Below are 1,326 nucleotides of genomic sequence, written 5' to 3' on the forward strand. Positions count from 1 at the left end.
TATTCATGGTTATTTGTAAATTGCTCATGATAGGGAAAACTGAGCGACAATAAACACCATTCAACATTTGGTTAAATGAAATGACGCCTTTAACTATCGGCAAACTGGCCAAACAAACCGATGTCACCATCGAGACCATACGCCATTATCAGCGACTGGGTTTACTGAAGGAACCCGCCAAACCCGCCAGTGGTTATCGTCTGTACCCTGCCGAGACGGTTAAGCAAATCCGCTTCATTAAACGTGCGCAGCAAGCCGGTTTTACCTTGAAGGAAATTGCCACCTTACTATCGCTCGATGGGACCCATTGTCACGACGTGCGGCAACTAGCCGAACAAAAATGCCACAAAATCGATCAACAAATTCAGGATTTACAGGCTCTACGGCAAGCATTGGGCAGCTTGGTCGAGAGTTGTCGGCAAACACCTGCATCCGCCCATTGCGCCATTCTCGAAGCATTTAACCTCGACCAACCAACCAAGAACTAAAAAAACCCATCAACGGCTTTACTCTGTTCCTTGCCACAGGGTTTATGCTTCCCAACATGTTAATTATTTAGCTTTGGGGGTACCAATGAATCTTCAAGATCCTGAAACACCTTACGGCACAACATCATGGATCGGCGTCGGCGCGGTATTGGCCGCGCTAGGCGCATCAGCCTGCTGTGTTGGGCCCTTTTTGTTTTTATCGTTAGGCATGGGCGGAGCTTGGCTGAGTTCACTAACGGCAATGGAACCGGTTCGGCCTTTTTTCATCATCCTAACCCTGGTCTTTATAGCGTTAGGATATCGAAAACTCTATCTAACGCCTCACCGCTGTGACACAGATGAAAGCTGCGGCATATCGGACATCCAGCGCCGACAACGGCTGATGTTTTGGTTGGGGTCCGCATTCATTTTGATACTGCTAGCCTTTCCCTGGGTAGCACTTTTTTTCATGGCTTGAGAGGATTCCGCAATGACTATTAAATCCAGTTTGTTAATTTTGAGCTTGTCATCAAATGCGTTGTGGATATCGGCAGCACAAGCTCAAACGACGGTTACACAGCCAAACCGGCAGCAAACGGTAACGCTGAACATAGAGAACATGACCTGCGCGATGTGCACAGTTACCATCAAGAAAGCTTTGCAGAAAGTCGAAGGCGTGGAAGCAGTGACTGTCGATTACGATTCAAAAACAGCCACCATCCTCTTCGATAGCCAAAAAACCGATAGTACAGCCTTGATCAAAGCCACGACGGATGCTGGTTATCCGGGTTCGCTCGCCACACCTGTTGCTCGATAAAGTCCAGGATACAGTCTATGGCTGATTGCTGCTGCCCAAATA

The 1,326-nt window shown here is 47.9% G+C and carries 2 protein-coding genes; both read left to right on the top strand.

Annotated elements, in window-relative coordinates; all coding sequences use genetic code 11:
• Nucleotides 1–80 precede the first annotated feature (80 nt).
• Nucleotides 81–488 (top strand): MerR family DNA-binding protein, encoded by a 408-nt coding sequence (locus Q7V32_RS08630; protein ID WP_304896578.1) that lies wholly within the window; start codon nt 81–83, stop codon nt 486–488.
• Between the two features lie 85 nt (nt 489–573).
• On the top strand, nt 574–1,284 hold the full coding sequence (locus Q7V32_RS20815) for a MerT/CopZ fusion-like heavy metal transport selenoprotein (RefSeq protein WP_331725258.1): 711 nt from the start codon (nt 574–576) through the stop codon (nt 1,282–1,284).
• The last annotated feature ends 42 nt before the right edge of the window (nt 1,285–1,326 follow it).

Source organism: Methylicorpusculum sp., from assembly GCF_030651835.1.
In the GTDB taxonomy this organism is placed as follows: domain Bacteria; phylum Pseudomonadota; class Gammaproteobacteria; order Methylococcales; family Methylomonadaceae; genus Methylicorpusculum.